We start from the raw sequence: 25,010 nt of genomic DNA, 5'->3' as shown, positions 1-25,010 counted from the left end.
ACATGAAGATTGATAATAACCACGTAGTAACTTTAACCTACGATTTGTATGTCACCGAAGCCGGTGAAAAAAAACATGTTGAAAGCGCAACTGTTGAGCAGCCATTAGTATTTCTTTACGGGGTAGGAATGATGTTGCCGAAATTTGAAGAATATTTAACAGGATTAGCTGTAGGCGATAATTATTCATTCTCTCTATCTGCAGAAGATGGTTATGGCGAGTATGATGAAAAAGCGGTAGCTCCACTTCCAAAAGATATGTTTGGAGACCAGCCTTTACCAGAAATTGGTTCTCTTTTACCTTTACAGGATAATAATGGCGGTCAGTTTCAAGGTAGAGTAGTTTCTATTGTTGAAGATGCTGTTTTAGTAGATTTAAACCACCCAATGGCTGGTCACGAATTACACTTTAACGGAACCATCCAAGAAGTTAGACCAGCAACTCAAGAAGAGTTAGAACATGGTCATGTTCATGGAGAAGGTGGACACCAACACTAAAAATTTACATTTTTGAATCTTATAAAGCGAATCAGTTTGGTTCGCTTTTTTTATTTTGATTATTTCTTGTAACCCATTGCCTGCTCTCTAAAAAAACTTAATAGTTCAGTTTTTAAATATTGATCTAGAATATTATTAGTCTCAATTGGGCTTAACCCGGATATTTTGATCCTAAATTGATGAAGATCTTTATTAGCTCTATGAAATTCTTTCATGATTAATTCCATCCGAGTTTTAAAATCTAAATTATACTCTATTTTATATCCCATAGCTTCACATAATTCCAAAAACACTCTCTCAAAATCAGTAAAAGAATTATTTTTATTTGGATGATGTTTAACTAACCATTCTAATACGAATATTTTACCATAAAGATCGATTTTACCATTTTTTAGATAATCAATAGCAAAGGGCATTACAATTTCAGTTTTATCTAATTTTTCACTTGTTTTAGTTGCACTATTTATAAGGGCATAATAACCTGTATAATGCTCCATTGATAAATATGCTAATTGATTCATGTCTATTTCAAAAGACTCTTCATAAAGTTCATTTGATCTATAAATCATAGATTTTGCCATCTTAACTCCATCTATTAACTCATCATAAGTTTCATGATTTAAATATTTTTCAAGCAAATCATCAAATTCATTTATAGCAGTTAAAGGAAATCTACCAATTGCTGTTTTGTAGAAAAGCTTGTCATATTCAGCGATAAGGTTAGATTTCATATTAGATAATGTTTCTCCTAAAATAAAAAATCCCGATTGAATAAACAATCAGGATTTTAATAATACGTTTAAATCTTGAAATTACAATACCAAAACCCCTTTAGCTTCGTATTTAATTTCGTTTTTTGGAGCTGTTATTTTAGCAATTTCTTCTTTAGATTTTCCAGCATCTTCTGCAAAATGTTTTAACTCGGCAACCGGAGTAACGGTCTTTTTAGAAAAACCGTCTAATGCCACTGTTTTACCCACTAAATCTTTTGGCATAAAGAAAGCGTAGTCTTTAAAAGTAACTCTAATGGGGTCGTTAGTACCGTTTTCTAATTTTATCCAACATCCTTTAGAAGTACATACTTCTAAAACTTTACCAGAGATTTTGGTGGTTAATGTTTCATTTGCACCCATTTTTTGAGTTAACTGAGTCACCGGTATAGCACCTTTTTTAGTGATTTTTTCTCCGTAAGTAACACCTTTAGCCGCACTTTTTGGTTCTTGAGCCAAGGTAACAGTTGATACTAAACAAGCTACAGCCAAAAGTTGAAAGAATTTTTTCATAATTGTTTATTTTGTTTTATAAATCTACTTATTAAATTTCAAATTAACTCATTTTCAAAATCGGCACATTAACTAAACCAACTCGCCATATAATTCGGCTTTTTGTTGCTTCACTACATCACTGCTAATGTATTCGTCGTAATCCATCATTTTATCTAAAGCACCTTTTGGGGTAATTTCTATCACACGGTTGGCAACGGTTTCTGTTAATTCATGATCTCGAGAAGTTAATAAAATTACGCCTTTAAAATCTTTCATTCCGTTGTTTAAAGCCGTAATAGATTCCAAATCAAGGTGGTTAGTTGGCTCATCTAATAACAAAACATTAGGTCCTTCTAACATCATTTTAGAAAACATGCAACGCATTTTTTCTCCTCCAGATAACACGCTTGATTTTTTGAAAACTTCCTCACCTGAGAACAACATTCTACCTAAAAAGCTTCTGATAAAAGTTTCGTCCTTTTCTAAAGGAGAATAATCTCTCAACCAGTCTACCAAATTATCATTTTTACCTTCAAAATAACTAGAGTTATCTATAGGTAGGCTTGATGGGATTGCGGTAACTCCCCATTTAAATTCGCCAGTAAAATCTGTATCTCTACCTGCTAAAATATCATGTAAAGCAGTGGTTGCTAAAGAGTTTTGAGAAAGTATGGCAACTTTATCACCTTTATTAATAGTGAAACTAACGTTTTTAAACATCGTTTCTCCGTTGGCAACTTTAGTTAAATTCTCTACCTGTAAAACCTGATCGCCTAAATCACGAAGCATTTGGTTAAACATAATGGCGGGGTATTTTCTGCTAGAAGCTTTAATCTCATCTAAATTAATCTTATCTAAAGCTTTTTTACGAGAAGTAGCCTGTTTAGATTTAGAAGCGTTGGCAGAGAAACGGCGAATAAATTCTTGCAGTTCTTTAATCTTGTCTTCGGCTTTTTTATTCTGATCAGAACGTTGTCTTAACGCTAATTGAGAAGATTCATACCAAAAACTATAGTTACCAGAATAGATGTTCATTTTGCTGAAATCTATATCAACAATATGCGTACAAACGGTATCTAAAAAGTGTCTATCGTGAGAAACAACCAAAACTATGTTCTCATAATCGGCTAAAAAATTCTCTAACCAACCTACAGTTTCAATATCTAAATCGTTGGTAGGCTCATCTAAAATTAAAATATCAGGGTTACCAAAAAGAGCCTGAGCCAATAAAGCCCTTACTTTTTCATTACCATCTAATTCTTTTATGAGTTTGCCATGTTGCGCTTCTTTAATGCCTAAATTACTTAATAAAGTAGCGGCATCATTTTCGGCATTCCAGCCATCCATTTCGGCAAAAAGATTTTCTAATTCGCCGGCTCTTAAACCGTCTTCTTCAGTAAAATCTTCTTTCATATAAATGGCATCTTTTTCTTTCATAATGGTGTAAAGCTCTTTCCAGCCCATCATTACGGTTTCTAAAACTGTAATTTCATCAAACTCATAGTGATTTTGATTTAATACTGCCATACGTTCGCCCGGTGTAAAGCTAATTGATCCACTTGTTGGGTCAACCTCACCGGCTAATATTTTCATAAACGTAGATTTTCCTGCGCCATTTGCGCCTATCACTCCGTAGCAATTTCCTTGCGTAAATTTGAGGTTAACATCCTCAAACAATGTACGTTTCCCAAAACGTAATGATAAATTTGATACTGTAATCATTATTCTCCTTTAATTGCTGCAAAGGTAAGGTTTATGGATTAGAATAAGGCCTTTAAGGTTTAAAATGATGATAAATCAACAAGAGCCCATAAATTGAAATTATTTTAAATCATTTAAGTGAAAATAAATCTGCAATTTTAAAAAATGAGCCAAAGTGAAACCGATATTTTTAAAGAAGAAATTTATAACCAATGTTTGGCTATTTTGAATACTAAAGAACAGGAGTTTAAAACCGAAATAGCCAATTTGCGAGATGGCATTGCTAATGATTCTAAAAGCAGTATGGGCGATAAATACGAAACCAGCAGAGAAATGATGCAGCAAGAAATTAATCGTTTAGAACAACAATTGGCAGCAAACCGTCAACAAATTTTTAATCTTAAAGCCGTTCAATTGCATTCTAAAAACGAACAGATTATTGCCGGAGATATAGTAAATACCAGCATAGGAAGTTTTTTTATTTCCATAAGTTTAGGCGAAATTAAAGTAGCGAATCAAGCTGTTTTTGTCATCTCCCCAGCATCGCCATTAGGCAAATTATTAATAGGCAAGAAAAATGGAGATCAGTTTGAAATGAACAAAAACAAAATAGAAATATTAAACGTACACTAATCTATGGAATTCACTTTAACTACGCCAGCGTTGCTTTTTTCGGCTATTTCATTATTGCTTTTGGCTTATACAAATAGGTTTTTGGCGCTATCTAGCATTGTTAGAGGCATGAAAACCCAATATTTAGCCTCAAAAGATTCAAACCTTTTAGGGCAGATGGCTAACCTTAGAAAACGGATTTTCATTATCAGAAACATGCAGGCTTGTGGTATTGTAAGCTTTTTCTTTTGTGTTTTATGTATGTTTTTAATGTATTATCAATTGATAGAGTTGGCGCAGTATATTTTTGGTTTGTGTCTTTTATTGTTAATGGTGTCACTTTATCTTTCCCTAAGAGAAATTCAAATGTCGGTTACGGCTTTAAAAATGGAATTGAGTAGTTTGAAAGATGAAATAGATAAATCTGAAAGAGAAAACAGGTCTTCGGCCAGAAAATTCTTTAGCAAAGTGGTTAAATAATTCAATTTTTTAGAAAAGCAAGTTTCAGTTTTTTTTAAAACAGGTTAGTCCCGCCATTTGCTCATACTACGCTAGGCCTTAATCACTTGGCCGGTATCCGCTACTGTCGGGTTTAGGTACAGCGTTCAGCTTTTCATAATAAAATGCCATACGCAGTAATTCTAGTAACGTTACTGTTTTAATAGTTTAAGTGGGAGCAGGATACATCAGGATAGGAGAAAATTTAAATCTGCCTAACTTAACAAAACCAAATAAATCGAATTAAATATTCTTTAAAATATGATATCAAATAGCTAAACAGTATTGTGCTATTTAAATATTTTTTAGAATGCGTATGATTACCAATTTCAAATCTTCGAAACATATTTGATGTATAACACCCAACCTAAATAATATGAAAAAGAATTTAATTCCTGTTTTTATCATTTCATTAATGGTAACAACTTTAAGTTTAAAAGCCCAAGAAGTTTTAGAAACCGGGGGCAAAAAAATGCCTGCCGAATGGATTGATAAAGACACCTATCATAAAGTGGTGCGTTTGTCTGATGGTTTGCAAGGAAATAGTTTAAGTTTCTATTTTCATAACATTCCTTTTATAGGTAACGAAATGATATTTTATAATAATAGCAACCAAAAAGCTGCTGATGTTACAGATATGAAGAAGGAAGACGCACCAACAACCAATATTAACAATAGACAGATTTGGAGTATAAACCTTGCTACAAAAAAGAAAACGCAACTTACTTTTCATCAATCATCAATGAATGGGGAAGTGGTGAGTGAAAAAACAAAAACAATTTTCTTCCAGGTAAAAGATAGTGTGTTTGCTTTAAATTTGGAGACTAAAAAAGAAAGACTGGTATTTGTGTTTCCTGCTGATTTTCGATCTAATATTTCGGCAGTAAATGCCGATGGTACTTTATTGGCTGGGTCAAGAGCTACTGATGCCGAAAAAGAAATATTAAAGAACAACCCCAATAAGAGCAGCTTTTTTAATCTGATTTATGATGCGCACCTACCAAAAACATTATTTACCATTAACGTTAAAACGGGCGAATTAAAAAAGGTATTTACTGATAATGCTTGGTTAAACCATTTACAATTTTCAACCACCAATCCTAATTTACTATCATTTTGCCACGAAGGGCCATGGCATAAAGTAAATAGAATATGGCATATAGATTTGATTACCAAAAAGATTACTCAAGTACATCACCGTACAATGGATATGGAAATATGGGGACATGAATGGTTTGGCAAAAGCGGTAAAACCATGTGGTTTGATTTACAGCAACCCAAAGGTGAAACTTTCTTTGTAGCAGGTTATGATGTGGCAACCGGAAAAGAGATTAAATACAGCCTCCCTCGTAATGATTGGAGTGTGCATTATAATTCTAATGCCACAGAAACTTTGTTTGCAGGTGATGGCGGAGATCCAGGTGCGGTAGCTAAAGCACCTAATGGGCAATGGATAAATTTATTTACACCTAATGGCGATCATTTTGATACGGAGAAATTGGTAAACATGAAACATCATCAATATAAATTAGAACCTAATGTTCATTTTTCTCCAGATGGGAAATGGATTATTTTTAGAGCGAATTTTGAAGGTGAAAGTCAGGTTTACGGAGTGGAAATTGCAAAAAGTTCTAAAAAATTATAAACGAGCTGGAATTGCTTTTTACGACCAATTTTTGAAGTCATTAAAACACCAGATTTAATTTTGGCACTATTTCTGGACTTTAAGGGAATAACCAAGAATAAAAAATATGGATAAGTTGAAGAAGTTTGAATTGATGGAAAAAATCACCAATGAATTAACTGATTTGAAGCATAGCCAAACAGCTGTAATTCAAAAAATTGGTAAAATTGAGGTGGATAATATGGAGTTAAACAATAAAAAGTTAGCTGATAAATTGCCAGATATGCACCAAAAAGTAGCCGATATTTTAGATGATATCAGTGAAATTTTATCAAATTTTGATGAAGTTAAAAATAATTTTGAAAAGAAAAATGATATTGAAGGCTTAAAAGAACAAGAAGCTATCAATAACTTGAAATAAGATTTCGTTATTTTATTAGATAAAAAAACAGGGCAATTTGCCCTGTTTTTTTTCTTAAATTTCTTTACCCTTCATGGCTTGTGAAACAGCTACATCCATTAATCTTTCTGCAAACGGACGAGTGTATTCATTTAAAGCATCAATGGTGTTTAGAATAGCATCTTTTAGGTTTCCTGCTAAAGTTTCTTTTAACTGAGCAATTAAGGCTAAAGTTTTAACGGTTTCTTCTTCGTTTAAATAGCTGCCGTTTTTATTTAAAAAACGCTCTACAGTGTACACCATTTGCTCACCTTCTGTTCTGGCTTCAATAATCATACGTTCGGCAACATCATCTTTTGCATGAATTACCGCATCTAAAAGCATTTGCTCAACTTCTTCGTCTTTTAAACCATAAGTTGGTTTAATGTCTACTTGTTGTTTAACTCCCGAACGTAATTCTATAGCTTGGATGGTTAAAATTCCATCGGCGTTAAGCAAAAAGTTTATATCTACTTTAGGCAAGCCAGCTGGCATAGAAGGAATTCCTCTTAAGTCAAATTCGGCTAGTTTTCTATTTTCTTTTACCAAATCTCTTTCGCCTTGGTAAACAGCAATTTTCATGTTTACTTGTCCGTCTATAGAAGTAGAATACTGGCGGCCAGCTTTGGTAGGTACTTTAGAGTTTCTTGGAATAATAATATCCATTAAACCACCCATAGTTTCAATCCCCAAAGAAAGAGGCGTAACGTCTAATAATAAAATATCTTTTCTATTTCCTGCTAAAACATCAGCCTGTAAAGCTGCGCCTAAGGCTACTACTTCATCTGGGTTAATATTATCATGTACTGCTTTACCAAAAAAATCAGTCACTCGTTGTTTTACCAAATGAGTTCTGGTAGAACCGCCAACCATTACAATTTCATCAATATCTGATGGTTTTAAGTTGGCATCATTTAAAGCATTTTGGCAAGCGGCAATAGTTTCTTCCACTTTCTCAGCAATCAAATTCTCAAAAGTTTGCTTGTCTAATGTGCAAAAAATGTCTCCAATTTTTTCATTGAACAAGTTTTGGTGGCTCATCGCTATTTTGGCTTCTTCAGCTTTTAAGCGTAATTCCTGCATCGGAATTTTATTGGTGAGCTTGTTTTGAGCAATCCAATAATTAACTATTGCTCGGTCAAAATCATCACCACCTAAAAAAGTATTTCCGTTGGTAGAAAGCACTTCAAAAATTCCATTCTGAATTTTAAGGATAGAAACATCAAAAGTTCCGCCACCTAAATCATAAACGGCAATGGTTTTTTCTTCATCAGGGTTTAACCCGATACCATAAGCCAAAGATGCGGCAGTAGGTTCGTTTACAATTCTTAAAACGTCTAAACCAGCTAATTTACCAGCATCTCTAGTGGCTTGGCGCTGAGAATCATTAAAATAAGCTGGAACGGTAATTACGGCTTTACTTACTTTAGTTTTTAAGGTATGTTCGGCTCTATCTTTTAATTCTTTTAAAATAAGGGCAGAAAGATCAATAGGAGTATAAAATTGATCACCAACTTTTATTTTTACCAGACTTTCGTTGTTGGTGTCGTCAATAATTTTGTAGGAGAAAAAATCTTTATGTTTTTCTACATCTTGGTAAGAGCGACCTAATAATCTCTTGACAGAAAAAATGGTATTTTGAGGATCAGTAATTAAAAATTCTTTGGCTTCATTTCCAACTAAAGGCGCTCCACTTTTGCCAAAATGAACAATAGAGGGAACTAAAACACCTCTTCCCATATCGTTAATTACTTTAGGTTGCCCATCTGGATTGATAAAAGCAACCAGAGAATTGGTGGTGCCTAAATCTATTCCAACAATAATATCTTCTTTTTGTATAGAGGCTGTTGCCAGGTTAATTGAAACTTTTGCCATAATATTTTAACAACGCCAAAGGTAATCAGTTTTACGAGATGCAATGTTAATAAAATGTCATTGGTTAGGAAATGGTTTTTAATTTGAGGATAACTTAAATAGGATAACCCGAGGGTTATCCCTACATATGGTTAAAAAAAATGGTTTTACGTAGGGATAATCCTCGGATTATCCGTTTTTGTTTTGGATATTACATTAGGATAACCCGAGGGTTATCCCTACATGTGGTTAAAAAAAAGGTTTTACGTAGGGATAATCCTCGGATTATCCGTTTTTGTTATTTTTTTAAGGACAACCCAAGGGTTATCCCTACGTAGGTTGATTAAATCTGTCTTCTTCCCATGTTGCAGGATTATTTTCGATATAAAATGAGATGTTTAAATGTTCTTTTTCATTTCTAACGATATGTTCGTAATAATTGGGTTGCCAAAATTTATTCCCAATTTCATTATTCAATCTGTTAATTTCAATGGAAGAATTTGATTTTAAATAATTGATAATTTTAGGTAACAGCATTTTAGATCTTGCAATTCTCCATTTTTCATGATCTTCTTCTTTATCAATTTCTGATGGTTGATTTTCATTCTGATGAATAATTTCTATGATTAAATGAATATGATTAGGCATGATGATGTAATCATCAATGGAAATGGTTTGAAATTTTTCTGTTAATTGAACAATCCATTTATCAACAATTTTTCCTTCTACAGATAAAATATTTTTTCCATCAGAAATTTCTCCCAATCTATTCAGCCGGTTATTTACGCAAATCGTAATAAAATATTCTCCTGCTTGGGAATAATCATAATCTGGTAAACGAATAGATTTTCTGGTGTTCATCTTATTCTTTTTGGATAACCTTAAATTGGATAACCCGAGGGTTATCCCTACATATGGTAAAAAAAAAAACGGTTTTACGTAGGGATAATCATCGGATTATCCGTTTTTGTTTTGGATATTAAATTAGGATAACCCGAGGGTTATCCCTACATGTGTTAAAAAAAAATGGTTTTACGTAGGGATAATCCTCGGATTATCTGTTTTTGTTATTGCTATTTCCTTCAATTTTTTAATTCACTATAATCATCAATTATCTTTCAAAACTTAATCTTTCACCTAATTTATTTTCATTGAACGTTCCATTTTCATAAGCTAAATGGCCACTTACAAAAGTATGAGTGATTTGAGAATGAAAAGTTTGACCTTCAAAAGGCGACCAGCCACATTTAGACAAAATGTTACTTTTATTTACTTCGTAAGCTGAATTTAGATCTACCAAAACCAAATCGGCAAAATAACCTTCTCTTATAAAACCTCTATCTTTAATTTGAAAACAAATGGCAAGGTTGTGCGCTGTTTTCTCAGCAATTTTTTCTAAACTTATTTTTCCTTGATGATACAATTCAAACAAGGCATTAAAAGCATGTTGCACTAATGGTCCGCCAGAAGGAGCTTTAGCATAAGTTTGCAATTTTTCTTCTAAAGTATGTGGTGCATGGTCTGTTGCAATTACATCAATATGGTTATCTAAAACAGCTTTTAATAGTTGATCACGATCTGACGCTGTTTTTACCGCCGGATTCCATTTAATAAAATTTCCTTTGGTTTTATAATCTTCATCAGAAAACCAAAGGTGATGAATGCAAGCTTCGGCGGTGATTTTTTTATCTTTTAATGGGATATCGTTTTGGAATAGAAAAGTTTCTTTACCGGTAGAAATATGTAGGATGTGTAAACGTGTTCCGTGTTTTTTAGCTAAATCAACTGCAAAAGAAGAAGAAATATAACAAGCTTCTTCACTTCTAATCAATGGATGCATTTCTGGCGTTAAATTTTCTCCATACTTCTCTTTAAATATTTGCAGGTTTTTTTGGATGGTAGCTTCATCTTCGCAATGTGTGGCTACGAGGGTAGGGGCATTCTTGAAAATTCCTTCTAAAGTTTTTTCATTATCTACTAGCATATTTCCGGTAGAAGAACCCATAAATACCTTAATTCCACAAACATTTTTTACATCAGTTTTTAAAACTTCTTCCAAATTATCGTTAGAAGCGCCCATAAAAAAAGAGTAATTAGCTAATGATCTTTGTGCTGCAATGGCATATTTATCTGCTAATAATTCTTGCGTTAAAGTATTGGGCACTGTGTTGGGCATTTCCATAAAAGAAGTAATTCCGCCAGCTACAGCCGCTTTTGCTTCGGTATAAATCTCTGCCTTATGGGTTAAGCCGGGTTCTCTAAAATGTACCTGATCATCAATAAAACCTGGAAAAAGATATTTTCCTTCTGCATTAATTTCTTTTACACCGGGGATATTTAATGAAGTTCCAATTTTTTCAATTCTTTGATTTTTGATGTAAACATCAGATACAAATTGTTTTCCTTCGTTGATGATAGTTGCATTTTTGATGAGATATGTATTCATAGCTACTAATTTGGATATTTATTTAAAAGATTTTCTGGATATTTTGGGTTTGCCCCAGCCTGTGAAGCCACAAATGATCCTATTTTGCTAGCAATTTCTAAAATCTGATTCATATTAATTCCTTTAAGATAGTAATTAATAAAAGTTGCTAAAAAAGCATCGCCTGCACCAACAGTATCAACTACATTAACTTGATAACCAGAATGGCTATAAATCTCATTTTTATAATACACTTTTGCGCCTTTATCTCCCAAAGTAAGGCAAATCAATTGGAGTTTAAATTCTTTGGAAAGCACCTTTAAAGCTTCGTTTTCTAATGTTGGTAAAGAAAGTTCGTTCGTTAAATATCTCAATTCATCTTCATTAATTTTTAAAATATCGACTTTAGCTAAAAGATATTTTAAAGTTTCAATTTCATAAAATGGAGGTCTTAAATTAATATCAAAAACCTTGAGTTGTGCATATTCTAAGAGCTGATAAATGGTGTTTTTACTTTTTAACTCCCTACAGGTGAGGCTACAATAAACAAAAGCATCGGCAGCTTTTACCAATTCTATTAAATCATTATTTAAAGCAATATCATCCCAAGCTACGGGTTTATTTATGATATAAGAAGCTTGTTTATTTTTGTCTAATTGTACCGTAACGGTACTTGTAGGTAAAGATGAGGTTTGAATATGTGAGGTGTCAAAATTTTGATCTTTTAAATAAGATAAAAGTTCTTCCCCGTTTTGGTCATCGCCAACAGCACTAATAAAACCGACTGGAATTCCTTGTTTTTGCAAATGAAGTGAAACATTTAAGGAAGAACCTCCGGGTTTTTTAGTGTTTTCAAAAACATCGAATAAAATTTCACCAATGGTTACAATCTTGTTTTTTAACATTTTTTATTCATTAAAATACGAAGATATAAATCAAAAGGTCAAAATCTTCAATCTAAAATCGTACATCGTAAATCAAATCGTATCTTTGTCGAATGTCCAAAACTTTTGAGGATTTCGATTTTAACCGACAGGTATTAAATGCTATTGCTGATGCCGGTTATGAAACACCCACACCCATTCAAGAAAAAGCGATTCCGCCAATATTAAACGGACAAGACGTTTTAGGTATTGCGCAAACAGGTACCGGAAAAACCGCTGCTTATGTTTTGCCTATGATTATGAAGCTGAAATATGCTAAAGGGAATGATATAAGAGGTTTAATTGTTGCCCCAACCAGAGAATTGGCCATGCAAATAGCCGAAAATGTAAAGGCTTACTCTAAATACACCGATTTGCGTTCTTATGTAATTTACGGTGGTTTGGGTCCAAAAACTCAAATAGAAGAGATTAAAAAAGGCTTAGATATTTTAATTACAACGCCCGGCAGATTTATGGATCTTTATTTAGAAGGTTACATTGTGACCAAAAAATTAGAGATTTTAGTTTTAGATGAAGCCGATAAAATGATGGATATGGGCTTTATGCCTCAAATCAATAAAATTTTAGAGGTGGTACCGCATAAAAGGCAAAACATGCTTTTTTCTGCTACCATGAGCGAGCGAATTGAAAAACTAGCTGAAAACTTTTTATTGTGGCCAACAAAAATAGAGGTTACGCCACAAGCCACTCCGGCAACAACAGTAGCACAAGAGTTATATCATGTTCCTAATTTTAAAACAAAAATTAATTTACTAAAGGTCTTTGTTGAAGATGATGAATCAGTAACTAAATTAATTGTTTTTTGCCGAAGCAGAGCAAATGCAGAAAACGTTTATAAGTTTTTATTAAGACGTTTTAACGATAAACATGTAAAGGTTTTACATGCTAATAAAGGTCAAAACACCAGAATTAACTCTATCAACGCTTTTAAAAATGATGAGGTTAGAATTTTGGTTGCCACTGATGTAGCCGCCAGAGGAATAGACGTTTCTAATGTAAGCCATGTTATAAATTTTGATGTTCCGGTAATTTATGAAGATTACGTTCATAGAATTGGGCGAACAGGCAGAGCTTATAATTTAGGCAAGGCTGTAACTTTTTGTAATCCGGCCGAAGAATATTTTATTCAAAAAATAGAGAAATTAATAAGGCAGCAAATTCCTGTTCAAACTATTCCCGAAAAGGTTTTTATTGAAGAAACACCTTATGAAGAGCGTCAGGATATTGCTAAAGAAATTGATTTGCAAAAAAGAAGAGAAGATCCTGAATTTAAAGGCGCTTTTCATGAGAAAAAAACATTAAATCAAAAGAATAAGTTTAAGCAAGCCAGAGCTAAAGCAGGTGGAGTAAAAATGAGTGCTGCAAAAAAGAAAAAGTATAAATAATGAATAAGTTGAGGATAAAAATAACGCCTTTAAATTTAGTAGTAGCAGTTTGCTTTACCTACGCCATTTATTGTTTGTTAGGTTTTGATACCAATAAAAGCTGGGTAAGTAATACCGTAAAAGTACTTTATACTTTAGCATTGGCGCTCATCCTTTTTTTAACTGATATTTTATTCAGAAGATTTATTGAAAGTGCTAAATGGATTTGGTTAATACAGGGTTCATTTATAATATTAATATTAGTGATGATGATTCTTTTTCAAAGAATATGAAACCATCATTGAAATAAAAAACAAAAACAACGAATGAAAAAAGCAGAAATTAAATTGACCATTGAATTAGACGATAATAATGTGCCAGAAAATATTACCTGGGAATCTACAGATGCTGAAAATAAAGAAGCTTTAGCTGTAAAATCTATGATGTTGGCACTTTGGGATCATAATTATAAAAACAGCTTAAGAATAGATTTATGGACAAAAGATATGCCCGTAGATGAAATGAAGCGTTTTTTTTATGAAACTTTGCAAACTATGGCCGATAGCTTTTTAAGAGCAACCGGCGAAACTAATATTGTAGAAGATTTAAGAGACTACTGTGCCCATTTTGCCGAAAAAATGGAGATTACAGAAACTAAATAATATAAACTAACTTAATTTTTAAAACCCAAAATTTGAAATTGTAACTTCAAATTTTGGGTTTTTTTATGCTAAAAACAGTTTAAAATTTAATATGTTGCATGTTTATTTTAATGAAAATATTCCTACCTTATACTCTTTAAAATAAATCTTTTGATGATCAAATTTTCCTTCAAAGTTTGGATAGCTATAGGCATTACTTTATCCTTAGGTCTTGTTTTTTTTATAGGGACGCTATCTTATTTAAGTCTTCAAAATTTAAAATCAGACCAAGAATTGGTAATGCATACCACCAATGTTATTAGCACTGCTGATTTATTAAAGAAAGAAGTAGTTGATTTAGAAACTGGGCAGCGTGGCTTTATTATAACAGGTAATGAAGAGTTTTTAGAAGCGTACAATAAAGCTTTGCCAAAAATAGCTCCAACTATCAACAAGCTATCAACTCTTATATCAGATAATCCTTCTCAAGCTGTTCGAATGGATTCCCTTAATTTTTATGTTAACCAAAGAATAGAAACTTTAAACTCAGTAATCAATTTAAAAAGACAACCTAATTTTAAAGTGGATGAGTCTGTTATTGCTACTTTAAGAAGTGGGAAGCAAAAAATGGATAAAATTAGAAAGTTGGTTAATGACATTATTAAAACTGAAAGTGTTATTTTAGAAAAGCGCCAAAATGATGCTAATTATTCGATTTCTAGAACGTCAATCATCATTATAATTGGATCGTCACTTATATTTTTGGTAGTTGCTATTCTTTTTAAATTTATTAGTGATGCTTTTAAAGGGCAAAGTGAAGCAAAAAACAATTTAAATAGCATTAACTATGAGCTTGTAAATTTATCAAAGGCTAATGAAGAAAAAGCATGGATTTTAATCGGAATTAGTAAACTAAATGAAGAAATACAGGGTGAACTTTCTATAGAAGAAATGACTAGTAATATCATTTCTATTATAGCAGAATACGCAAAATCCAAAGTGGCTACCATTTACTTAGCGGCAGAGAATGAACAAGATTTTGAATTAAAGGCTGGATATGCTTTTACCATTACCGCAAATACAAAGAAAAAATTTAAGCTCAATGAAACTTGGATTGGACAAGTAGCTGCGGATAAAAAACCTGTAATTATAAAAGGAGAATTAATTAAAAACCTAGAAATTTCTACAGGCTTAATTACTTCTCAACCCTTAGAAAGTTTAATTATCCCTTTTTATTTTAACAACAAAGTAAAAGGAATTTTAGAGTTTGGTTTTGATAATAAAGTAGGGTTACAGGAACAAGAATTCATAAAAATGGCTTCTGATGTGATTGGAGTAGCTATAAACACAGCACAATCAAGAGCATTTGCTCAAGCTTTGTTTGAAGAAACTCAAATACAGGCTGAAGAATTAAGCAGCCAGCAAGAAGAATTAAGAATGGCTAATGATGAATTAGTTACCAAAACTCAAATGCTACAATCTTCTGAAGAAGAATTAAGAGTACAGCAAGAAGAACTTAAAGAAATAAATTTTGAGTTAGAAGAAAGAGCAAAGTTATTGTTAGAGAATAACCAAGTAATTGAAGAGGCCAGAGCATCTGTTTTTATTAAAATGGAAGAGCTAGAACAAAGCGGAAAATATAAAACAGAGTTTTTGGCTAATATGAGCCACGAGTTAAGAACACCGCTAAATAGCATTCTTATTTTGGCAAGAATATTAAAAGACAACAAAGAAAAAAATTTATCAGCTGAAGAAGCTAAATATGCCAACGTAATTTACAAAGCAGGTAATGATTTGCTATCGCTGATTAATGACATCCTTGATTTAGCAAAAATTGAATCTGGTAAATTAGATTTCACTTATGAAGAAGTTGCTTTAGAAGAGATTAAAGATGATTTAATTCAGCTGTTTTATGAAGTTGCCACAGATAATGAAATTAAATTTGATATAGAAATTGATACTCAATTACCTCAAACAATTGAGGTTGATAAGCAAAGGATAGAACAAATACTAAAAAATTTATTATCAAACGCTTTTAAATTTACCCCAAAAAACGGAGAGGTAAAAGTTGTTTTTAGTACTCAAAAAGATAGTGAAAATATTGAAATTAAAGTTATAGACAATGGAATTGGTATTCCAGAAGAAAAGCAAAAGTTAATTTTTGAGGCCTTCCAACAAGTAGATGGCTCTACCAGCAGAAAATTTGGAGGTACAGGATTAGGGCTTTCCATAAGCAAAGAGTTAGCCCAAAAAATGAATGGCTTTATCACCTTAGAAAGTAAAGAAGATAATGGCAGTGTTTTCTCTTTAATTATTCCAATAAAAGTTGGTTTAAATCAAAAATCTCCATCAGAAAAAACAAGTTTAGATTTACTAGCAACTCCAATTATAAAACAGTTTAAACCTGTATTTGCAGATCCAGAGCATGCAATCATCAAAGAGAAACCATTAATTTTAATTGTAGAAGATGATTTATTTTTTAATCATTTTTTAAAGGGTTATGTGAGTAGAAAAGGGTTTGAGGCTGTTCAGGTTTATGATGGCGAATCGGCAATAGAAAAGGCTTTAGAAATAAAACCCGATGCTATTTTATTAGACATCATGTTGCCAGGAATAGATGGTTGGGCGGTTTTAAAAAGGTTAAAATCAGAGGCATCCACTCAATTAATACCTATTCACATGATGTCTGCCGGAGATCAAAGAGAGCAAAAGGCCATTCACTCTGGCGCCTTGTCATTTCTTAAAAAACCTGTAGACAAAGATGCTTTAGATAAAATTTTCACAGAATTACTATCTAATGATAACCTAAGTAAAAATATTTTGCTTATTGAAGATAAAGAAGCTGAAAGCGAAGTTTTGGCCAATCTTTTCAGAAGTAAAAACATTAAAGTGCAACAAGCTTTTAATGGACAACAGGCTTTAATGTTTTTAGAAGAGCAAGAGTTTGACTGCTTAATATTAGATCTAAACCTACCAGATATTTCTGGTTTTGAGCTGTTAGAGAGAATTAAGATCGATGACAGATTTAAAGACTTACCCGTTATTATTAATACGGCAATGGATTTGGATCAAGAAGAGATGAATAATTTGGTAAAACATGCCAATGCCACCATCATGAAATCTTCAAAATCTGGTGATCGGTTAATAGATGAAGTGAATTTATTTCTTCATCAAATTAAAAAAGAGGATGGAAAAATATCCAAACCAAAACGCTCGGTTCATAATAACGAAATAAAAAATAAAACCATTTTGCTGGTGGATGATGATATGCGTAATATTTTTGCGCTAAGTGCTATTTTAGATACCAACGGCTATAAATTAGAAATTGCAAATAATGGTATTGAGGCATTAGAAAAGCTGCATAAAGTAAGTGCCATAGATTTAGTGTTAATGGATATTATGATGCCTAAAATGGATGGTTTAGAAGCAATGCGGAGGATAAGGGCAAACCCAATTTTAGAGAAATTGCCCGTTATTGCATTAACGGCAAAAGCCATGAAAGAAGATAAAGACCAATGTATTGCCGCTGGTGCAAATGAGTACATTACCAAACCAATAGATACAGATAAGTTACTTGCTTTAGTTAAAGTTTGGATAGCTTAAAAATAAATATGACAGCCCAAGTTAAGGACAGCTTAAGTGATGATGATTTATTGAGCTTAATAAACTTAATCAAAAATATTTATGGCTTTGATTTTTCGCAATACAGTAAATCGTCTTTAAAAAGAAGATTCGAAAGACTTTTAGGTATTAAACAATGGACTCTAGTAGATTTAAAAACTACAATCACTAATGACCCCTCTTTTTTTGATGTCCTTTTAAGAGAAATTACGGTAAACGTTACCGAGATGTTTAGAGATCCAGCATTTTACAAAAGTTTATCTTTAAATGTATTACCTTATTTAGATTCATACAGTAGAATAAAAGTGTGGAATGCAGGTGTTTCATCAGGGCAAGAGTTATATTCTTTTGTGATACTTTTCTCTGAAAACGGAATGTTTGATAAGGCTTTTTTTTATGGAACAGATATTAATACAGAGGTATTAGAAGAGGCTAAAAACGGTATTTATTCTTTAATAGATATGCGTTCGTTTGCTAATAATTATGTTAAAACAGATTTTCAGAGAGCTTTTTCTAACTATTTTACTGTTGGTTATCACAATAGCACTATCAAAAGTCAACTCAAAAAAAACACTCATTTTTCTATTCACAACTTGTTATCTGATGGTGTTTTTAATGAATTTCAACTCATCAGTTGTAGAAATGTACTTATTTATTTTGAAGTGGAGTTGCAGGCTAAAGTGATTGAACTTTTTATTGATAGCCTATGCTTATTCGGGTTTTTATGCTTAGGATCTAAAGAAGCGGTTAGATCTAAAGAACTATTAAGTAGGTTAAAGGTAATAGATAGTAAACAAAATATTTATCAACGTATTAAATGAAAACTCCAGAGCTTATCATATTAGCAGGTTCTGCGGGTGCTTTTCATGTAATTTATGAATTGGTTAAAAAGTTACCCGCTTCTTATGCAATTCCTGTAGTTGTAGTTATGCATAGGGGTAAAAAGCAGGATAATAATTTAGAGGGTTTATGGAATAATGCAAGTGAAATTATAGTGAAAGAGATTACAGATAAAGATGAGATAAAAGGAGGAATAGTTTACTTATGTCCGTCAGATTATCATTTGTTTATTGAAAAAGAAAAGGTTTTTTCTTTAGATGTTTCTGAACCTGTTTTATTCAGTCGGCCATCTATTGATTTAACTATTCAAAGTGCGGCAGAGGTATATAAGAGTAAATTATTAGCAATTTTGTTCTCTGGTGCAAACCAAGATGGCGCATTAGGGTTATTAAAAAGTAAGAGCCTTGGTGGCGAAACCATAGCTCAAGATCCAAACGAGGCAGAAGTTGACACCATGCCTTTAGCCGCAATAACTTTAAATGCAGTTAACAAAACATTAAAAACAAAAGAAATTGAGCTATTGATGCTCAGTTTTGCCAAATAGATATGCATAAAATTAATATTTTATTAGTTGATGATAGAGAAGAAAATCTCATTGCTTTAGAAGCATTAATTAAAAGAGATGACATCAATATTATCAATACTACCTGTCCAAATGAGGCATTAAAATTAGCTTGGGAAAATGATATTTCCATAGCTCTTATTGATGTTCAAATGCCAGAAATTGATGGATTTGAATTAACAGAAATGTTAAAATCAAATCCAAGAACAAAAGATATCCTTGTTATTTTTGTTACTGCAATTTCTAAAGATGTAAAATATGTAGTTAAAGGCTTAAATGCTGGTGCAATAGATTATTTATACAAACCATTAAATCCTTATGTTACAGCCGCCAAAGTAGATTCGTTTGTGCAATTAGCAAAAGCCCAATATGAAATCAAGAAAAAAAATGAGGAATTGGCTAATTATGCCATTGTAGTTAATAATTCGCCCGATATTATATGCTCTGTAAATGCAATAGATAATAATATTTTAACCATTAGCCCAGCTATAGAAACATTAACAGGCTATAAAATAGATGATGTGCTTGGCCAAAAAATCACCCAATTTTTGGTAGAAGAAGATCAAGAATCTTTTCAAAATCAACTTCAAAACTTAGTTTATGGCATGCTTAACATTGTAGTGGCAGAAGTGAGACTTAAAAAAAGTAACCAAGATATTTTGTGGGTAGAATATCGTGTGAGCCATAAAAACGATACTTATTTTTTCAATATCAGTGATATCACAAATCAAAAAGAGTATGAAAATCAGTTAATTGAAGCCAAAACATCTGCAGAGAACGCCAAAAAAGTAAAAGAATTTTTTTTAGCTAACATGAGCCATGAGTTACGTACACCCATAAATGGAATTATTGGCTTGTCTAATTTATTAAACAGTACAACTTTAGATGAAGATCAAAAAGAGATGGTTAAACTCTTAGAAGTTTCTTCTCAGTCTTTATTAGGTGTAGTAAATGATTTATTAGACCTATCTAAAATAGAATCGGGTAAGTTTTCTATCCTCAGAAAAGAAATTAATTTAAAAGATCAGCTTCAATCGGTCACCAATCTTTTACGCTTTAAAGCAGATGAAAAACTAATAAAGCTTAACCTGGTAATTGATCAATCTGTGCCAACTTATATTATTGCTGATGGTTTAAGGCTTAACCAAATCTTGATGAATTTATTAAGCAACGCCATAAAATTCACAGAAAAAGGAAGCGTAACTTTAAGTGTGAAAGCAAAAAAAAATACCTCAGATGCTGTAACGTTAACTATTTCTGTTACAGACACTGGCATAGGAATTCAAGCAAATAGAATTGATAATATTTTTGAACCATATGTACAAGCAGAAGATGATACCGCTATGAAATATGGAGGGACCGGTTTAGGCTTAGCTATAGTTAAGAAACTAACCGAACTTAAAGGCGGTAAATTAAGCGTAAGTAGTAAAATAGGAGAGGGAAGTGTTTTTACGTTTGAGAATAATTTTGCCTTAGATAGTGTGATGTCTAATTTTTCTGTTGAACTAGATCCTAAGTTCGCCTCGTTTAAAGGGAAAAGGGTTTTATTAGCCGAAGATAATATGGTCAATCAGTTTATGATTATGAAAATATTAAAGGAATGGGAAATAGAGGTTTCAGCTGTAGATAACGGATTAAAGGTTTTAGAATATTTAAGATCAGATAATTTTGATTTGATTTTGATGGATACGCACATGCCAGATATGGGTGGTTTTGAAGCTACTCAAAAAATAAGGAACGAATTTGAAGGAGCAAAAAAAGCAATCAAAATTATTTCTTTATCAGCAGCAGTTTTAGAAGAAGAAAAACAGGCCGCTTTAGCCGCAGGTATGGACGATGTATTAACCAAACCTTTTAAATTAGTTGATTTACATAGATTAATGAGTAAAATGTTAGTTTAAAAATTAGAATTCTAAACTAGCCTGCCCAACTCCAGCAATTTTAGTTTCATGTGCTAATAGCCACTTTTTACGCCAAATTTCTCCTGCATAGCCAGTCATTTCGCCATTCATTCCTATTACTCTATGGCAAGGAATAGCAATTAAATTATTGTTTTTTCCATTTGCAGCAGCAATTGCTCTTATCGCCAAAGGATTTTTCATTTTTACAGAAAGAGTAGTATAAGAAATTTGCACCCCAAAAGGAATTTCTTTTAAAGCTTCCCAAACTTGGTGTTGAAAATGAGTGCCGTTTTGCTGCATTTGGAAGTTAAACGAATGTATTTTACCTTCAAAATATCCATTTAATTGTTCTTTTACATCTTTTAACAAAGAAGTTGGTTCTTCTTCTTTTGTTTTATCGTCAACAAAAACAATGGAGGAAATAAAACCCATTGTTTCGGTAATTTCTATGTTACCAATAGGAGAGTCTAAGTAAATTAAAGGCATTTTTAAATATCGGATTTTTAACCACAAATAGAAAGCTTTATTAACTTTGTGAAGCATGAATTTAATAACCCAGGTACGTTTTCTTTTAAAAAAAGAAATTCTATTAGAATGGAGATCAAAGTATGCTTTTAATGGAATTTTACTTTATGTAATTTCTACCGTTTTTGTTTGCTACCTTTCTTTTAAAACTACGCCTCCTTTGGTTTGGAATGCACTTTTTTGGATTATTTTATTATTTGCTGCCATTAATGCCATAGCAAAAAGTTTTATTCAAGAAAGTAAGGGGAGGTTATTGTATTACTATCAAATTGCTAGTCCGCAAGCTATTATTATTGCAAAAATTATCTATAACATATTATTGATGATTTTAATGGCAACCATAGCGCTTGTTTTTTACAGCATTGTTTTTCAAAATAATGTAGGAGATGTGCCTTTGTACTTTGTTGCCGTACTTTTAGGCGCTATTAGTTTCTCTACCGTTTTCACTATGATATCAGCCATTGCGGCTAAAGCAAGTAATAATGGTACATTAATGGCTATTTTGAGTTTTCCGGTAATTATACCTTTGCTCATGCTCATTATTAAACTATCTAAAAATGCAATGGACGGTCTAGATAGGTCTGTTTCTTTAGATGAAATTGGTGTTTTATGCGCCATAAATCTAATCGTAATCGTGATTTCTTTACTACTATTTCCTTACCTTTGGCGAGACTAAAAATCATTCTCTATGTATAAAAACTGGTGGAAAATTCTGGCTTCAATATTGGTTCTTTACACTGTTATAGGCGGTTTATTAATTCAAGTTCCAGAATTACCCATATTGCATGAAAGCATCAGAAATTTATATTTTCATGTGCCCATGTGGTTTGCCATGATTGTAGTTTATTTAGTGTCAGTAATTTATAGCATCAAATACCTTAATTCTGGCAATGAAAATCACGATTTAATTGCTGTAGAAAGTGTAAATACAGGTATCGTTTTTGGATTTATAGGTTTGGCATCAGGAATGATTTGGGCTAACTATACATGGGGTTCTCCTTGGCCAAATGATCCAAAATTAAATAGTGCAGCCATTTCAACTTTAATGTATTTAGCTTATATCGTTTTAAGAAGCTCTATAGAAGAAGAGCAAAAGAGAGCAAAAATATCAGCTATCTATAATATTTTCGCATTTCCGGCAATGGTTGTTTTGTTGTTTATTTTACCTCGCTTAACAGATTCATTGCATCCCGGTAACGGTGGAAATCCAGGTTTTGGAACTTATGATTTAGATCGTAACATGAGATTTGTATTTTACCCAGCCGTTTTAGGTTGGATATTAATTTCAGTTTGGATCATGACCATCAGATACCGTATCAGATTAATAGAAAACAAACAAAATCAAATAGATTAGTTTCTATAGTATTTAAATTATTTTGCCACTTATAATCACTTTAAAAACAAATTAAAATCTAATGAAAAAACTAATATCATTGTTCAGCTTCTTTATTATTTCACTGGGTGTGTTTGCTCAAGAAGGTAAAATTGAAATGGCAGATGAGCTTAGAAGTTCGGGTAAAATTTATGTGGTGGTTGCCGTTATGACACTACTTTTCGTATCTTTTATCGTATATCTGTTCACTATTGATAAAAGATTAAAAAAAATCGAAAAATAAAAACAGTTCAAATACTTAGTTTAAATAATTTAAAGCAACATTTATTTCAAAAGAACAAATGTGTAGTTAAAACACTAACTTTTTTTCATTTGCAAGTATGGGTTTTTTTAACTCAAATTTGCACTAAAATTTAAATCCAATTTTAACCAAATATTAGCATTATGGCCAAAGCAAGCGAGGTTATATTTACAGAAGAACCTCATTTTTATGATGATGTTTGTCAATACGTAGATCAGGCAGCTCAATTTACTAATCACGATAAAGGATTACTTAATCAAATTAAAGCGTGTAACAGTGTTTATCGTTTTCAGTTCCCTATTAGAAGAGGGAATAGTTTCGAAATTATTCATGCTTGGCGAGTAGAACACTCACACCACATGTCGCCAACAAAAGGCGGTATTCGTTACAGTGAAATGGTGAACGAAGATGAGGTAATGGCATTAGCCGCATTAATGACTTACAAATGCGCTATTGTTAACGTACCTTTTGGGGGAGCAAAAGGAGGAATCAAAATCAATCCAAAAAATTATACAGTAGCCGAGTTAGAAAATATTACTCGTAGATATACTGTAGAGTTAATCAAGAAAAATTTTATTGGTCCTGGTATAGATGTTCCTGCTCCAGATTATGGTTCAGGTGAAAGAGAAATGTCGTGGATTGCAGATACTTATTTAACCATGAATCCAGGGCAGTTAGATGCCTTAGGTTGCGTTACAGGTAAGCCAATTGCATTGCATGGAATTGCTGGTAGAAGAGAAGCTACAGGCAGAGGCGTAGCTTATGCCATAAGAGAATGTGTTTCTGTTGCCGAAGACATGAAAGCGTTGGGTCTTACAGCTGGTTTAGCAGGCAAAAAAGTAATTGTTCAAGGATTGGGTAATGTAGGTTATCATTCCGCTAAATTCTTAATAGAATTTGGAGCAATAGTAGTTGGCTTTTGCGAATATGAAGGCGCTATCTACAACGAAAATGGTTTAGATTTAGACGATGTTTTCAACCACAGAAAATCTACAGGATCAATTTTAGGTTATCCAAAGGCTTCAAAAGAATTTAAAGATTCTTCAGAAGGCTTAGAGCAAGATTGCGATATTTTAGTGCCAGCCGCTTTAGAAAACCAAATTACCGATAAAAACATAGCCAGAATAAAAGCTAAAATTATTGCCGAAGGCGCAAATGGCCCAACAACGCCAGCAGCAGCAGCAGCATTTATAGAAAATGGTGGAATCATTATTCCAGATATGTATGCAAATGCAGGAGGGGTAACTGTTTCTTATTTTGAGTGGTTAAAAAATCTTTCTCACGTAGCATTTGGTCGTATGGGCCGTCGTTATGATGAAAACTCTAACATCAACATCATGAATATGGTAGAATCTACCACAGGTGTAACTTTAACTGCCGAGCAAAGAGCTATGATTGCAAAAGGAGCAACTGAATTAGAGATTGTAAATTCAGGCTTAGAAGATACCATGGTGCGCTCTTATCACGAAATTCGTGAGATTAAAATGAGCAACAAAAAAATTGATAGTTTAAGAACTGCAGCATTTATTGGTGCAGTAGATAAAATTGCCGTTTCTTATATGAACATGGGGATTTGGCCATAAGCTATTAAAAACCATTATTAAAAAGGGAAGCATTTTGTTTCCCTTTTTTTGTTCATATTTTTTGAAAAGGTGCTGTATTGCAAAAAAAATCAGGCTAGTCCGGCTGTACATTATAGCCCTCTTCCAAAACACAGTCCTCTTCGTCGGGGCTGCCATTTCCATCCGGTTTAATAACTTTATTCGGATCAAGCGTAAAAGTTGGGGAGGAATATTTTTTAATTATTTTTGTAGAAAGACAATATTTTGGACTCTACATTACTATCAATAATACTTCCTGAGGGGCTTAGCGACTACTTTGAACTGGATAAAGTAGAGACGATAACAGATTCTTATTATATCTATCTGAAAGAAAAGAATATTGCACCAATAGAGTTTAGTGGTCAAAAACTGAGATCAAAAGGTTTTTTCGATGAGATTTCGGTGAGAGACTTTCCTTTACGTGGCAAGCCATGCTTTTTAAAGCTTAAAAGGCGTAGATGG

The 25,010-nt window shown here is 32.5% G+C and carries 25 protein-coding genes; 17 read left to right on the top strand and 8 right to left on the bottom strand.

Features of this window, described 5'->3' with window-relative positions; all coding sequences use genetic code 11:
- The first annotated feature begins 2 nt into the window (after positions 1-2).
- Entirely contained in the window at positions 3-497 is a 495-nt protein-coding gene (locus FA046_RS16140) for an FKBP-type peptidyl-prolyl cis-trans isomerase (RefSeq protein WP_136827577.1), read from the top strand.
- A 59-nt stretch (positions 498-556) separates the two neighbouring features.
- Here FA046_RS16140 and FA046_RS16135 read toward each other — a convergent pair whose 3' ends face one another.
- From FA046_RS16135 to FA046_RS16125, 3 genes are all read right to left on the bottom strand, one after another.
- Positions 557-1,228 carry a hypothetical protein gene (locus FA046_RS16135; RefSeq protein ID WP_136827576.1) on the bottom strand — a complete coding sequence of 224 codons (672 nt, stop codon included), beginning with the start codon at positions 1,226-1,228 and terminating at the stop codon, positions 557-559.
- 81 nt (positions 1,229-1,309) lie between these two features.
- Entirely contained in the window at positions 1,310-1,780 is a 471-nt protein-coding gene (locus tag FA046_RS16130) for a DUF4920 domain-containing protein (RefSeq protein ID WP_136827575.1), read from the bottom strand.
- Between the two features lie 72 nt (positions 1,781-1,852).
- A complete protein-coding gene (locus tag FA046_RS16125) occupies positions 1,853-3,484 on the bottom strand; it encodes an ABC-F family ATP-binding cassette domain-containing protein (RefSeq protein WP_136827574.1) in 1,632 nt (543 codons plus the stop codon).
- Positions 3,485-3,628: 144 nt separating this feature from the next.
- Here FA046_RS16125 and FA046_RS16120 point away from each other — a divergent pair, with 144 nt between their 5' ends.
- The 4 genes from FA046_RS16120 (at position 3,629) to FA046_RS16105 (ending at position 6,618) form a co-directional block, all read left to right on the top strand.
- Positions 3,629-4,096 carry a GreA/GreB family elongation factor gene (locus FA046_RS16120; RefSeq protein WP_136827573.1) on the top strand — a complete coding sequence of 156 codons (468 nt, stop codon included), beginning with the start codon at positions 3,629-3,631 and terminating at the stop codon, positions 4,094-4,096.
- Positions 4,097-4,099: 3 nt separating this feature from the next.
- Positions 4,100-4,555, top strand: a complete 456-nt coding sequence (locus FA046_RS16115) for a DUF2721 domain-containing protein (protein ID WP_136827572.1) — start codon at positions 4,100-4,102, stop codon at positions 4,553-4,555.
- A 394-nt stretch (positions 4,556-4,949) separates the two neighbouring features.
- Entirely contained in the window at positions 4,950-6,218 is a 1,269-nt protein-coding gene (locus FA046_RS16110) for an oligogalacturonate lyase family protein (protein ID WP_136827571.1), read from the top strand.
- Positions 6,219-6,324: 106 nt separating this feature from the next.
- Positions 6,325-6,618, top strand: coding sequence for a hypothetical protein (locus FA046_RS16105; protein ID WP_136827570.1), 294 nt, complete (start codon positions 6,325-6,327; stop codon positions 6,616-6,618).
- 54 nt (positions 6,619-6,672) lie between these two features.
- Here FA046_RS16105 and hscA read toward each other — a convergent pair whose 3' ends face one another.
- From hscA to FA046_RS16085, 4 genes are all read right to left on the bottom strand, one after another.
- On the bottom strand, positions 6,673-8,511 hold the full coding sequence (gene hscA / locus FA046_RS16100) for a Fe-S protein assembly chaperone HscA (RefSeq protein ID WP_136827569.1): 1,839 nt from the start codon (positions 8,509-8,511) through the stop codon (positions 6,673-6,675).
- Between the two features lie 309 nt (positions 8,512-8,820).
- A complete protein-coding gene (locus FA046_RS16095) occupies positions 8,821-9,351 on the bottom strand; it encodes a transposase (RefSeq protein ID WP_136827568.1) in 531 nt (176 codons plus the stop codon).
- Between the two features lie 250 nt (positions 9,352-9,601).
- The gene (locus tag FA046_RS16090) at positions 9,602-10,936 is read right to left on the bottom strand and encodes a dihydroorotase (protein WP_136827567.1); all 1,335 of its coding nucleotides are present in this window, start codon (positions 10,934-10,936) and stop codon (positions 9,602-9,604) included.
- A gap of 5 nt (positions 10,937-10,941) precedes the next feature.
- Positions 10,942-11,820 (bottom strand): carbohydrate kinase family protein, encoded by an 879-nt coding sequence (locus FA046_RS16085; protein WP_136827566.1) that lies wholly within the window; start codon positions 11,818-11,820, stop codon positions 10,942-10,944.
- A 92-nt stretch (positions 11,821-11,912) separates the two neighbouring features.
- Here FA046_RS16085 and FA046_RS16080 point away from each other — a divergent pair, with 92 nt between their 5' ends.
- The 7 genes from FA046_RS16080 to FA046_RS16050 all read left to right on the top strand — a co-directional run bounded on the left by FA046_RS16080 (position 11,913) and on the right by FA046_RS16050 (position 20,788).
- Complete coding sequence (locus FA046_RS16080) at positions 11,913-13,244, top strand: DEAD/DEAH box helicase (RefSeq protein WP_136827565.1); 1,332 nt, start codon at positions 11,913-11,915, stop codon at positions 13,242-13,244.
- Positions 13,244-13,516 carry a hypothetical protein gene (locus tag FA046_RS16075; protein ID WP_136827564.1) on the top strand — a complete coding sequence of 91 codons (273 nt, stop codon included), beginning with the start codon at positions 13,244-13,246 and terminating at the stop codon, positions 13,514-13,516. The genes FA046_RS16080 and FA046_RS16075 overlap by 1 nt, the downstream gene beginning before the upstream one ends.
- Before the next feature lie 33 nt (positions 13,517-13,549).
- A complete protein-coding gene (gene gldC / locus FA046_RS16070; protein WP_136827563.1) occupies positions 13,550-13,885 on the top strand; it encodes a gliding motility protein GldC in 336 nt (111 codons plus the stop codon).
- Positions 13,886-14,038: 153 nt separating this feature from the next.
- Positions 14,039-17,467 (top strand): response regulator, encoded by a 3,429-nt coding sequence (locus FA046_RS16065; RefSeq protein WP_136827562.1) that lies wholly within the window; start codon positions 14,039-14,041, stop codon positions 17,465-17,467.
- Between the two features lie 8 nt (positions 17,468-17,475).
- Positions 17,476-18,306 (top strand): CheR family methyltransferase, encoded by an 831-nt coding sequence (locus FA046_RS16060; RefSeq protein ID WP_136827561.1) that lies wholly within the window; start codon positions 17,476-17,478, stop codon positions 18,304-18,306.
- Complete coding sequence (locus FA046_RS16055; RefSeq protein WP_136827560.1) at positions 18,303-18,869, top strand: chemotaxis protein CheB; 567 nt, start codon at positions 18,303-18,305, stop codon at positions 18,867-18,869. The genes FA046_RS16060 and FA046_RS16055 overlap by 4 nt, the downstream gene beginning before the upstream one ends.
- Before the next feature lie 2 nt (positions 18,870-18,871).
- Positions 18,872-20,788: a hybrid sensor histidine kinase/response regulator gene (locus tag FA046_RS16050; protein ID WP_136827559.1), complete on the top strand. Its 1,917-nt coding sequence runs from the start codon at positions 18,872-18,874 to the stop codon at positions 20,786-20,788.
- A 3-nt stretch (positions 20,789-20,791) separates the two neighbouring features.
- Here FA046_RS16050 and FA046_RS16045 read toward each other — a convergent pair whose 3' ends face one another.
- On the bottom strand, positions 20,792-21,274 hold the full coding sequence (locus FA046_RS16045) for a methylated-DNA--[protein]-cysteine S-methyltransferase (protein ID WP_136827558.1): 483 nt from the start codon (positions 21,272-21,274) through the stop codon (positions 20,792-20,794).
- Between the two features lie 55 nt (positions 21,275-21,329).
- Between FA046_RS16045 and FA046_RS16040 the strand changes: the two genes are divergently transcribed.
- The 5 genes from FA046_RS16040 to FA046_RS17420 form a co-directional block, all read left to right on the top strand.
- Positions 21,330-21,989, top strand: a complete 660-nt coding sequence (locus FA046_RS16040) for a heme exporter protein CcmB (protein ID WP_136827557.1) — start codon at positions 21,330-21,332, stop codon at positions 21,987-21,989.
- A 12-nt stretch (positions 21,990-22,001) separates the two neighbouring features.
- On the top strand, positions 22,002-22,667 hold the full coding sequence (gene ccsA / locus FA046_RS16035) for a cytochrome c biogenesis protein CcsA (protein WP_136827556.1): 666 nt from the start codon (positions 22,002-22,004) through the stop codon (positions 22,665-22,667).
- A 61-nt stretch (positions 22,668-22,728) separates the two neighbouring features.
- Positions 22,729-22,929 (top strand): CcmD family protein, encoded by a 201-nt coding sequence (locus FA046_RS16030; protein ID WP_136827555.1) that lies wholly within the window; start codon positions 22,729-22,731, stop codon positions 22,927-22,929.
- A gap of 161 nt (positions 22,930-23,090) precedes the next feature.
- On the top strand, positions 23,091-24,530 hold the full coding sequence (locus FA046_RS16025) for a Glu/Leu/Phe/Val family dehydrogenase (protein ID WP_136827554.1): 1,440 nt from the start codon (positions 23,091-23,093) through the stop codon (positions 24,528-24,530).
- 243 nt (positions 24,531-24,773) lie between these two features.
- The coding region (locus FA046_RS17420; protein ID WP_205943678.1) for an ISAon1 family transposase N-terminal region protein at positions 24,774-25,010 on the top strand (237 nt) is incomplete at its 3' end.

The organism is Pedobacter cryophilus, from assembly GCF_005116455.1.
Taxonomy (GTDB): domain Bacteria; phylum Bacteroidota; class Bacteroidia; order Sphingobacteriales; family Sphingobacteriaceae; genus Pseudopedobacter; species Pseudopedobacter cryophilum.
Note: the sequence above shows the minus strand (reverse complement) of the source record. Positions and strands in the feature narration are given on the sequence as shown.